The sequence below is a fragment of the Nonomuraea sp. B19D2 genome, from assembly GCF_040137845.1.
Lineage (GTDB): Bacteria > Actinomycetota > Actinomycetes > Streptosporangiales > Streptosporangiaceae > Nonomuraea.
This window is the reverse complement of record NZ_JBEFAK010000009.1, coordinates 290,173-300,360: the sequence shown is the minus strand read 5'-3', so window position 1 is coordinate 300,360 and position 10,188 is coordinate 290,173. Positions and strand designations below refer to the sequence as shown.

Sequence of the window (10,188 nt, the reverse complement as noted above, 5' to 3'; positions counted from 1 at the left end):
ACCTCTGGATGCCACCCGACCCGGTAACCGGCTGACCATCCCAGGATCGGCCGTACTCACGCATGCCTGAGGACGATCACACAGCGCGATCACCAGAAGCCGAAATGCGCTGGAGGTGAATGCTTACCTCCCCGCCTCCTGATGAATTCGATAGCGCCGGAGAACTGCCTCTCGTTAGCCTCGCATCATGATCTACGAGCATCCGTTGGCCTATCTCCATGGCGTGGAAGGCATCGCTTTGATGCGTTCCTTCACCGGGGAGTTCGACCGCGAGTTCGTTGACGCGCGCATCGCGGAGATCCGCAGGTTGATCGACGACGAGATTCTGGCTGGTGCGGCCGTGGAGGTTGCTCGGGTCGACACCGCCGAGGGATACCGCATTTGGTCCAAGACGTATGACCGGCCCAACTCCGCATTCGACTTCGACGAGCCGATCGTCGGGGAGATCCTGGACGCTCTCCCCGTGGGTGTCGCCCTGGACGCCGCTTGTGGCACCGGCCGAGTTGCGGCTTCCCTGGCGGCGCGTGGATATCAGGTCTTCGGCGTGGACAGCTCTGTGGACATGCTTGCGAGAGCGCGGGAACGGGTACCACGGGGCGAGTTCCTCATCGGTGATCTCTATGATCTCCCGATCCCTGACAATGCCGTCGACGTTGTCGTCTGTTCACTGGCGCTCACGCATGTTCCTTCGCTTCAGCCAGTGATGGCGGAGTTCGCCAGAGTCCTGCGCCCGGGGGGACATCTGGTGACCTCGGACATACATCCGGAAGGGGTCGCCCGCGGGATGATTCCCCTCGTGCATACAGCCGACGGTCAGCCGGGACGGATAGCCAGTCATCGCCATTTGATCGGCGACTATGTGCGCGCCGCCCTCGCGGAAGGGCTGCAAGTGCGGCGGTGCGAGGAACCCCGGCACCTCAAGGGGGATACGCCCGACGATTCCCCGCCGGCGCAAGTACCGCCGACCGCAGAAGCGATGGAGCCGTGGGCCGAGCGCCCCTGGTGCCTGTCAGCTTTGGCGCCGGAGGCGGCGGAAGCTGCGAATGGCGACGTCCCTGCGATGGTCATTTGGCATTTTCAGGCGTCCTCTGCTGACGGCTGACGAGTCCCATCCGCAGGGGGAGCGCGGTAGTGCTCGACTGCGGCGGCGATGTCGGTCCAGCCGATCAATCGGGCGAGGCCGATGGCAAGGTTGCGGGAGCTCGCCATGATCCGGGGCGCGGCGCCGGTCCGGACTCGAGAGGTGTCCTTGAGAGGCAACATTTCGCGTTACTGGGCGAGCTACTACGGTCAAAGGCCGCTTCCTGGCTTTCGGGAGCGGCCTTTCGTCGCTGGCGACTGACTGGTGCATGGCTTCTGCGCCGTCGAGGATGACCCGGGCGGAGCGCTTGCTCCGTACACGATCTGCACCTCGGAGCGAGCCGCATGAGTCCAATCAGCAGTTTGCGCCAAAAAGGGTGGCGCGAGCGATGAATCCGAACCAGATCGCCGGGTAGGAGAACCGCTGATCCCATATGAAGTCCACATTTTCCTCGGGCATGCTCGGCCCTATGAGCTTGCCGCTCCGCCATAGCTCGGTGCCATTTATGTCATTAATTGCGATGCCTCCGAAATATACCCAGCAATCGTCGCTGTCGCTCGACCTTACCCGTGCTTGGAATCTGGCTGTGCCGTCAGGAAAGAAGGTGGCTTTTCTGTCCATGATTCTGCAGTCACCGGCGGTCTGGTCTCGATTCCACAAAAGCTGCACCGACCCACGGACCTCCCTGGTCTCTATTTGATCCGTGTCGATCAGCTTGCTCTCGTCGCCTACAATCGGCATCTCCTCGACTGTTCTTGTGGCGACGCCCTGATTTGCGAATCCATCGGTGAGACCCATGCCCTGCTTTTCCGCCTGGAGCTCGGACATTTTTCGTACCTCCGTACGGTATTTGTTGTTTTTCGTCTGGGGCTATCTGCATGCAGGTGTATGCCCGTCACTCGATGGCGCACCCTCCCAAGATAGTAAAATTCGCGCGAGGGCTCATGGAATGACTGTATGAACGGTTCCTGCAGGGTTTGGAGCTGCTCGTCTGCTAAAATCGACGAACCTGTCAAGCCAGAGCCGAAGCGTTCTCATGTTGTAAGGCCGAGTAGCTGAAGACCGTCGGCGGGGTGGCTGCGGTAGTTGGTGGTGGCGATGCGGGTCGAGCCGATCAGGCGGCCCAGGCCGATGGCCAGAGTGCGGAGGCCGGCCATGATCCGCGGTGCGGTGCCGGTCCGGACTCGGGCGCCGTCCTCGTGGTAGATGACGTAGCGGCCGTGCGCAGGTGTGCGGGGTGAGGACGGGTTGCTCGCGGCGGCGGGCGGGGCATCGGCAGCGAGCAAGCCAGACAGCCGCAGGTGGCGGTGTCGAAGGCGTCGGCGGTCCAGGAGGGCGAGGAGTCGTCCCAGGTGCCGGCGGCCAGTCGTGGCCTGCCGGGTAATCCGGCTCGGGCGCGTCACATGGGCGCGACGGTGCCTTGACGCGTAAGGGGGAGCGGGTCCGTAGAACCGCGCACACCTTCCAAGACGGCTTGGCCCTGTCTGTCGACAAACTTGGTGAACAATTCCTGCGAGTAGCCGAAGATGACGGCCCAGGCGACAATCTGAGCTGACGAGTCGAGCGCGCTGAGCCCGGGCACAAACCCCCCTCGCATGAGGAGCAGGCCGAGAACGGCAGTGAGCGCGCCCATCGGCAGTTTGAGCAGGGCCAGAGCGACGGGAATCGCATGAGCGGTGGTCGTCCCCCTGATATGCCGGAGCGCGGAGGTTGACGCGACGCCGGCGGCTATCAGGCCGGCGACTTCGACGACGATGTAATCCGGCCACGTTGCGGCTTTCCTGTTTCTTTCGTCGAGCTCGGGCCTGGACTCGGACACGGGCTCTGGGGAGCGGGAAGTAGATTGAGGGCGAGACCCTTCGCTCTGCGTCGGGCAGACAACGCTTTACACGATTATCTGTTCTCTTTTCCTGGCTGGCCCGTAATTCTTTGGTCCGTCGGATTGAAGCACAAAGGCACTGCGCCCGGCCAAAGAGCTGTCAGCACGGCGATGGCGATCACGAAGCAGAACAAGCCGGTGATCACCCATCCGACGATGCGGGCGAAGCTGGCGGCACGTAGTCTCTCTTGGAGTGCTACGTCCCGCGCCGCGTCCACCGCTTCGACGATGGTTACCAGCTCGCCGTCGCTCCGCTGGTGGCCGGCATCGACTTTGGTTCGCGCGACCCCTTCCAGAGCGATCCTTCGGGGATCCTTCGAAGAGAGGTGCTCGCGGACAAGTGACAGCGTGCTGGGCAGATAAGAATTCAGTTCTTCGGGTGAGAGAATCCGCAGCCAGAGGGAGCGCGCTCTGTTGAGGTGCAGCTGAGCGGCGATCATATGCGATACCGTCGCACCTCTGCGGTGTATGTCGTCGTCAAGTAGGGCCAGCGCCTTTTTTGCCTGGTCACGTGCACCATTCAACAAGGTGGCCTGCTCGGGTGGGACCCCCATGGCCTCTCTGGCGTTCAGATGGGATTGCAGAACCTGCACCTTGGCGCGGATTTCTTCGCAGAGTGCCCAGGTGGTTCCCTCTCGGCGCAGTTCAAGAAATTGTCTGACACCTGGAATTTCTCCAGTCCAACGACGCCTGATCATCATTTATCCAATCCCGACGTTGGGCTCTTTACCGCAGCCCACATGCCCCCCTGCTGTCTGTCCTCCAGTGCTGATCGCTACGCACTGCAAGCTCAGACTTTGCCTGGTCATATTGAATATTGACACATTGACCTTTCGCCCTTTTTTCTCTGTCTCGGGGATCTGATGGGGCGGAGGGGGCGCGCCGCTACATGCGGGGGATGGGATTAACGCGATGTGGGAGAGGGCGCCGGCAGTTGACGTGCTCGAGCCTCTGGTCGAGGACCGGCTATTTAGGTGCGTCAATGCGTGGAGTGCCGTTGTGCAGCTTGGATTAGTTGCGCAGCACGCCCTTTCGATACGCCTATTTATCCGGCATCCCCTTCAGTGCTGGTCGACGAGCATGTGCGCGGCTCCTTTGATGCTGCACAAGGCCGCGGTCGAGGCCCAGTGCGGTCAGCCGGCCGCTTGACTTCCGCCGGCGTGATCGAGGGCGCCTGCCACCACCTGATCGGTGATCGCCTCGACATCACCGGTGCTCGCTGGGACCCGGAGCCGTCCCTCCTCTCATGCCCGCCGGCGCAGCAGCGCCGTAGCGATGGCGACTTGGGCAGGTTCGAGCGTGGTCTTTGCGTCTTCGATGTCCCACAGTGCGTTCTGCAACACGCGGCCGAGGGTCCAGCCGACTGCTCGCCCCCGGTCGAGACCGAGGACCTCGGTCAGCAGGTCGAAGCGGCGCAGCACCGCCCGCGACACGTCGCCGGTGGCCGCCACCTCCTCCCACCGGTTGTCCAGGGCCGGCAGCAACTCGAACCCCGGGTCCCCGGCCAGCGGTTCAGGGTCGATGGCGAGCCAGGGTTCCCGTTCTGCGGCCAGGACGTTGTCGTGGTGCAGGTCCCAGTGCAGCAGGCGGTTGCCGGGCTCACCGGCCAGTTCGGCCACGGCGGACGCGCAGGTGCGCAGCAACCGCTGTTCGCCAGGGTCGCGCAGTGTCGGTACGGCCTGCGGGACCTGGTCGAGCATGGCCGCAGCGATGTCGGACAGCTGCCGCAGATCCCTCGGGGCAGGTACCGAGGTCAGGCGGGCCATCAGCGCGGCCAGGATCTGCATGGCCGCATCGTCGTCGGCCACCGAGGACAGAGGCCGGGCCGCATCCAGGCGTTCCAGCAGCTGAGTGCCGCTGTCCTGGTCATGGTCGAGCAGGTGCACAATGCCGTTGCCGCCCCACGCCCGCAGGCCGGTGGCAGTGCCGGCGGTCTCCTCCCTGAGCTGCTGAAGCTTGAGTACGGCGGGTGTGCCGTCGGCCTGAAGCACGGGCAGGACCAGCGAGGCCATGCCGTGTGCGGCCGGGCCGTCGGGCCGCAGTTCCCAGCGGTCCAGGAAGTCGCCGCCGAGGCGGGGCAGGTCGGCGATCCAGGCGCGAGCTTCGGCGCCGTGCGCGCCGTAAGACGCGGCGAACGCGTCGGGAACGTCGATGTAGGTCGACGTGTTCATGAAAAGGGTCTCCTTCGTGGTCCAGGGTCGGAGTGCGACGAACGAAGGAGATCATGGAGGTGCCCGATTACCGGGCAGGCGTCAAAGCATGCCCCCACCCTACTCGGACGTGATCACATCTGGACAAATGCCCTGACGGGCCAATCTCGCCGGCGAAGGAATGGCATGCGCCTTTTGGGCTTCCTGCCGGAAGGCAGGCCGACCCAGGGGACCCGCAGCCTGCCGACTCCCACATAGTTCGCCCGGGGTACCGGGGTGGAGTCGTAGCGCAGGTTGGCGTCCCCTGCGGTGATGAGCGCTCCGTTGTCGAGGACGTGGCGCAGACGGTGGGAGCGAAGACGCCCGGGCTGAGCGGCGTCGCGGACCAGGATGACCTGCTGCCGGTCGGCCGGACGTCATGGGACAAAAGGGGACTCCTCCGGCAGACCGGTGAGGGCGCGGGTGACGGGGTGGAGCGGGCGGTGAAGCACTTGAGCTGCCGGGCCGTGCTCGATCAGCCGCCCCTCGTGGATGACCGCGACCCGATCGGCGATCATCGCGGCCAGGGAGAGGTCGTGGCTGATGAGGATCAGGGTCACGTCCAGGTCGGTGAGCAGGTTGAGGACCTCCTCCTGGGTGATGGGGTCCAGCCCAGAGGTGATCTCGTCGCAGATCAGCACCTCCGGGTGGGCGAGCAGGGCGCGGGCCAGAGCGGCGCGCTGGAGCTCGCCCCCGGAAAGCCCGTCCGGGCGTCGCCGCGCGGCCTCGCGGCCCAGCCCGAGCGCGGCCAGAGACTCGAAGGCGTCCTCGCGCGCGGCGGGAACGGCCAGGCCGCGCAGCCGTACCGCGGTCCTGGCGACCTGCTCCACGACGGCACGCCGGGGGTCGAACGAGGCCCGGGCGTCCTGGAAGGCGTACTGCACGCGGGCGAGGTCGGCGCGGCTCCGGCGACGGGGGGACCGGGGCAGCGGGCGGCCGGCCAGCCGTACGGTGCCGGATGTCCAGGGGCGCAGGCCGGCGACGCAGCGGGCGAGCGTTGTCTTCCCGCTGCCCGAGCGGCCGACGACGACCAGCCGCTCGCCGCGGGCGACGTCGAGGGTCACCTCGCGCAGGATTTCCGTTCCGAGAGCTGCGATCTCCAAGAGCGGGACCGGTTCCATGCGGGTCTCCGCCGTGCGGGCCCGTGCGGTGACCAGCGCCCTGGCGTACTCGCTGCGCGGGGCGTCCAGCACCGCGGGCCCGGACTCCACGACCCGCCCGTCCTTGAGCACCACGACGTGATCGGCCAGCTCTCGCGCCAGGCCGAGGTCGTGGGTGAGCAGGACGACGGCGACGCCGAGCCCGGAGAGCTCGGCGGCGACTTCGGCCCGGGTGATGGCGTCCTGGCCGGTGGTGGGTTCGTCGGCGACGATCACCGACGGCTTGGCCAGCAGCGTGTGTGCCAGGACGAGCCGCTGCTGCTGCCCGCCGGACAGCTGGTGCGGGAAGCGGCGCAGGAAGTCCCGGTCGTCGGGGAGCCGAGCCTTGCCCAGGGCCTCGGAGACGCAGGTCCCGTGCCGTACCGCGAGCTGGCGGAGCACGGTTCCGATGCGCAGCACCGGGTTGAGCGCGGCAGAGGGGTGCTGCGGGATGAACCCGACGGTCCCGGGAGGCGGGGGCTGCCCGGGTGCGACCTGGTGTCCGGCCACGGTGACCCGCCCGGTGACCCGGGCGCCGGGTGGGTGCTCACCGAGCAGCGCGAGCGCGGTGGTCGTCTTGCCGCTGCCGGAGGCGCCGACCAGGGCCAGCGTCCGTGCGGCGGGCAAGGTGAAGCTGACGCCGTCCACCAGGGGCCGAGCTGGTACGGCGACCGCCAGCCCATCAACTTCGATCATGATGTGCCTTCTTCAGAACGCGGTCCACGGTGAGGTTCAGCCCGACGGCGAGCATGACGATCAGCAGCGCGGGGGCGAGGACCGCCCATGGGTTGAGGAAGAGCCCGCCCCGGTTGCGGTCGACCATGACCGCCCAGTCACTGGCGTCCGGCGGCACCCCGACGCCGAGGAAGCTCGCGGCGGCGATGAGGTACAGCGACCCGGTCATCCGGGTGCCGGCGTCGGTCGCGAGCACGCGGGTCATGGACCGCGCGACGAACCCGACGGTGATCCGCCACCAGCTCTCGCCCTGCAACCGCATGGCCTCCACGGCTGGACGGGCGCCGATCTCCAGTGCGCAGGCGCGTACCAGGCGGGCGATGTCGGGCAGATGGACCAGCATGACGATCCAGACGAGTGCTCCGTCGGGAGCCAGAGCCGCCACCACCAGGAGCAGCAGCAGCGAGGGCACCGCCAGGAGCACGTCGAGCGGCCGCATCAGGGCCTCGTCGGCCATCCGGGGCATGGTCGCCGCGGCCAGTCCCCACAGGGCGCCGAGCAGGTAGGCCCCGGCGGTGGCGAGCACGGCCGTCAGCGCCAGGGCTCGCCCGCCCAGCAGCACCTGGTGCCACACGTCGCGTCCGACGAAGTCGGTGCCGAGCAGGCCCAGGTCCGTGAAGGGCGCGTCACGGACCAGCTCCTCCGGAACGAACCACGGTCCGGCGAGGGCGATGGCCAGGGGCACGGCAAGCAGGAGGAGTCTCATGCGCGTGGCGCCAACCGGAGGACCGCGACGTCGGCGAGCAGGTTCACCAGGACGGTCGTGGCGGCGAACAGGAGCGCGAGCCCCTGCAGAACGGGCAGGTCCCGCTGGCCCACCGCGTCGGCCAGGGTGCTGCCCAGCCCGGGGACCACGAAGACAGCCTCCACCACGATGACGCCGCCGAGCAGCCAGTCGACGGTGCGGGCCAGGTGCTGTACGGCGGGGGCGAGCGCGTTGGGCAGGGCATGTGCGAACCAGCTGAGGCCCAGGCGGCGCGCGTGCCGCACGTACGGCGAAGCCAGCACGTCGATCATCGCGGAGCGGACCAGCCGCCCGGTGGAGCACACGGGCCGGACCAGCAGCACCGACACCGGCAACACCAGGGCCGCGGCGGTGAGCCCGCCCAGCCCGGTCGGCGGCAGCCACGCCAGCGCCACGCCGAAGACCGCCACCAGCATGATGGCCAGCGCGAACTCCGGGACCGCGTAGAGCGCGGTGCTCGCCGCGGTCAGCGCACGGTCGAGCCGGCTCCCCTCGCGCAGCGCGGCGGCCACCCCGAGCAGGATCGACAGCGGAACCAGGAGCAGCACGGTGAGCCCGGCCAGGACGGCGGTGGGCGCCAGCGCGTCCAGCATGATCTCGGTGACCGGGCGACCGGAGACGAGTGACGTCCCGAAGTCGCCCAGCACGATCCCGGAGGCCCAGGCGGCGAAGCGGTCGGCGAGGGGACGATCCAGGCCGAGCCCGGCCCGGATCTGCGCGATCCGTGTCGGATCCGGTTGGTCACCCGCGAGCACCACCGCAGCGTCGCCCGGCAGCGACTCTGCCATCAGGAACACCAGGCAGGCGACTCCGGCGATCTGCAGGATGCCCACGGCCAGGCGCCGCGCGGCGTAGCGGGCCGGGTTCAAGCCAGCTTCACCTTGTCGAACCGGGCCCAGTCCAGGGTGTTGGCGGGCGCCGCCCGCACCCCGCTCACCTTCGGCGACGTCGCGACGATCCAGTCGGCGAAGCCCCACACCAGCAGCCCGCCCTCGGCGTGCAGCAGCTGCTGCATCTTCAGGTAGGCGGCCTCCCGGTCGGCGGCGTTCCGCGCCGAGACCGCTGTCTCGTAGAGCGCATCGAACTCCGGTCGCGCCCACTTGGTGGCGTTGGTCGTCGAGGCGGACAACAGCCGCTGCGCGATGTGGGTCTCGATCGGCATGGCCCCGGACCGGAAGCTGGTGATGGACCCCTTCGTGAGGATGTCCGACCAGTACGTGTCCTTGCTGCCGTTGACGATGGTGGCCTTCAGCCCCGCGGCGCGTAGCTGGTCGGCGAAGACCGCGGCCGCCTCCACGAAGCCGGCCGCGGCGGTGGAGGTGGTCAGCTCAACGGTCAGCCCGTCCGCCCCGGCCTTCCTGATCAGCGCCCTGGCCTTGTCGAGGTCGGGCGCGCGCTGCGGAATGCTGGAGGCGTAATGCTCATAACCCTTGCCGAACAGGTCGTTGCCGATCTGCCCGGCACCCGGCATGACGGTGTCGACCAGCTGCTGCCGGTCGGTGAGCAGGAACAGCGCCTCCCTCAGGTCCCGGTCGTCGAACGGCGGACGGTCCACTTTCATGGCGAACGCCTGCATCGCGCTGTTGGGCGCGCGGACGAGCGTGACCCGTCCCTCGTGCTGGCGGGCAGTGGCCGGAGTGAGGTCGTGCGCGTACTCGACCTGCCCGCTCATGAGCGCGTTGACCCGCGCGGACTCCTCGTTGGCGATGAGGAACTCCAGCTCCTCGAGGTACGGGGCGCCCTCCCAGTAGTCCGGATTGCGCCTGAGCAGCACGGACCGGCCCGGCTGCCAGGACACGAACGAGAACGGACCCGAGCCGACCGGCCTGCTGAAGTCCACGGTCCCCTCGGGGACGATGTAGGCGCCGAACGCGGCCAGGACATTGGGAAACTCGGCGAACGGCCGCTTGAGCCGGAACTCCACCGTTCTGTCGTCGACGGCCCGGCTGTTCGGCAGGTCGATGAGCGCGAGGCTGGACTTGGCGCGGAAGGTCTTGCCCGGATCGGTGATCCGGGCGTAGCTGGCCAGGACGTCCTGGGCGCGCACCGGCCGCCCGTCGTGGAAGCGCGCCTGCCGCAGCGTGATCCGCCAGAGGGTGAAGCCGGTGTTCGGCTCCCACTTCTCGGCAAGGCGGGGCTGTGGGGAGACGTCCGAGCCGAGGTCGGCGAGCTTGTCGTAGAGGGCCTTGGCGCGTGCGGCCTCGTTGAAGAGATTGGCCAGGTGCGGGTCCAGCACCTCGGTGGCGCCGCCGCCGGCGAACACGGCACGCAGTCTCCCGCCGGAGCCGCCGGAGCCGCTGGAGCCGCCGGACGAGGCGGTGCCGCATCCGGCGAGCACGGCGGCTCCCGCGGTCAGGCCGAGGAAGCCGCGGCGGCTGAGATGGTCACGCATGGTGAGAGTCCTTTACGAGACGGGCAGC

At 67.9% G+C, this 10,188-nt stretch carries 10 protein-coding genes; 1 reads left to right on the top strand and 9 read right to left on the bottom strand.

All coding sequences use genetic code 11. The features are described 5' to 3' along the window. Positions 1–187 precede the first annotated feature (187 nt). The gene (locus ABN273_RS19750) at positions 188–1,102 is read left to right on the top strand and encodes a class I SAM-dependent methyltransferase (RefSeq protein WP_349450382.1); all 915 of its coding nucleotides are present in this window, start codon (positions 188–190) and stop codon (positions 1,100–1,102) included. 333 nt (positions 1,103–1,435) lie between these two features. On the opposite strand, the gene ABN273_RS19745 is transcribed toward ABN273_RS19750, so the two are convergent. The 9 genes from ABN273_RS19745 to ABN273_RS19705 all read right to left on the bottom strand — a co-directional run bounded on the left by ABN273_RS19745 (position 1,436) and on the right by ABN273_RS19705 (position 10,160). Beyond that, on the bottom strand, positions 1,436–1,909 hold the full coding sequence (locus ABN273_RS19745; protein WP_349450381.1) for a DUF6294 family protein: 474 nt from the start codon (positions 1,907–1,909) through the stop codon (positions 1,436–1,438). 206 nt (positions 1,910–2,115) lie between these two features. After that, the gene (locus ABN273_RS19740) at positions 2,116–2,367 is read right to left on the bottom strand and encodes a hypothetical protein (RefSeq protein WP_349450380.1); all 252 of its coding nucleotides are present in this window, start codon (positions 2,365–2,367) and stop codon (positions 2,116–2,118) included. A gap of 113 nt (positions 2,368–2,480) precedes the next feature. Beyond that, complete coding sequence (locus tag ABN273_RS19735; protein ID WP_349450379.1) at positions 2,481–2,900, bottom strand: hypothetical protein; 420 nt, start codon at positions 2,898–2,900, stop codon at positions 2,481–2,483. A 74-nt stretch (positions 2,901–2,974) separates the two neighbouring features. Beyond that, a complete protein-coding gene (locus ABN273_RS19730; RefSeq protein ID WP_349450378.1) occupies positions 2,975–3,661 on the bottom strand; it encodes a hypothetical protein in 687 nt (228 codons plus the stop codon). A 543-nt stretch (positions 3,662–4,204) separates the two neighbouring features. Next, positions 4,205–5,131 carry an aminoglycoside phosphotransferase family protein gene (locus tag ABN273_RS19725; protein WP_349450377.1) on the bottom strand — a complete coding sequence of 309 codons (927 nt, stop codon included), beginning with the start codon at positions 5,129–5,131 and terminating at the stop codon, positions 4,205–4,207. 395 nt (positions 5,132–5,526) lie between these two features. Further along, positions 5,527–6,984, bottom strand: a complete 1,458-nt coding sequence (locus ABN273_RS19720; RefSeq protein WP_349450376.1) for an ABC transporter ATP-binding protein — start codon at positions 6,982–6,984, stop codon at positions 5,527–5,529. Next, the gene (locus ABN273_RS19715) at positions 6,971–7,729 is read right to left on the bottom strand and encodes an ABC transporter permease (protein WP_349450375.1); all 759 of its coding nucleotides are present in this window, start codon (positions 7,727–7,729) and stop codon (positions 6,971–6,973) included. Before ABN273_RS19715 ends, ABN273_RS19720 begins: the two co-directional genes overlap by 14 nt. Further along, positions 7,726–8,637 (bottom strand): ABC transporter permease, encoded by a 912-nt coding sequence (locus ABN273_RS19710; RefSeq protein WP_349450374.1) that lies wholly within the window; start codon positions 8,635–8,637, stop codon positions 7,726–7,728. The genes ABN273_RS19715 and ABN273_RS19710 overlap by 4 nt, the downstream gene beginning before the upstream one ends. Next, positions 8,634–10,160: an ABC transporter substrate-binding protein gene (locus tag ABN273_RS19705; RefSeq protein WP_349450373.1), complete on the bottom strand. Its 1,527-nt coding sequence runs from the start codon at positions 10,158–10,160 to the stop codon at positions 8,634–8,636. The genes ABN273_RS19710 and ABN273_RS19705 overlap by 4 nt, the downstream gene beginning before the upstream one ends. Between the last annotated feature and the right edge of the window lie 28 nt (positions 10,161–10,188).

Coding starts and splice junctions, on each gene's coding strand:
- ABN273_RS19750 (WP_349450382.1), top strand. CDS start 188: ATGATCTACGAGCATCCGTTGGCCTATCTCCATGGCGTGGAAGGCATC.
- ABN273_RS19745 (WP_349450381.1), bottom strand. CDS start 1,909: ATGTCCGAGCTCCAGGCGGAAAAGCAGGGCATGGGTCTCACCGATGGA.
- ABN273_RS19705 (WP_349450373.1), bottom strand. CDS start 10,160: ATGCGTGACCATCTCAGCCGCCGCGGCTTCCTCGGCCTGACCGCGGGA.
- ABN273_RS19715 (WP_349450375.1), bottom strand. CDS start 7,729: ATGAGACTCCTCCTGCTTGCCGTGCCCCTGGCCATCGCCCTCGCCGGA.
- ABN273_RS19720 (WP_349450376.1), bottom strand. CDS start 6,984: ATGATCGAAGTTGATGGGCTGGCGGTCGCCGTACCAGCTCGGCCCCTG.
- ABN273_RS19730 (WP_349450378.1), bottom strand. CDS start 3,661: ATGATGATCAGGCGTCGTTGGACTGGAGAAATTCCAGGTGTCAGACAA.
- ABN273_RS19725 (WP_349450377.1), bottom strand. CDS start 5,131: ATGAACACGTCGACCTACATCGACGTTCCCGACGCGTTCGCCGCGTCT.